The following is a 227-nucleotide window of genomic DNA, read 5'->3' on the forward strand; positions in this document are numbered from 1 at the left end:
ATTCGCCGCGCGATTGCAAAACCGTCCGCCGAAATGGCAACTGCAGCGAATATTTGAGGGTATCAGCATGGCTAAAAAATCTAATAAACGCATTAGTTTTCAAGAGTGGGTTGAACAAAACGTTTGGGGACTGGTGCTGGCAACGGCCTTGGTTGTTTCAGTCGGTGGTATTGTAGAAATTGTGCCATTGTTTTATCTGCAAAATACATTTGAGGATGATGTTTATC

It is taken from the genome of Methylophaga sp. UBA1464 (genome assembly GCF_002325665.1).
GTDB lineage: Bacteria > Pseudomonadota > Gammaproteobacteria > Nitrosococcales > Methylophagaceae > Methylophaga.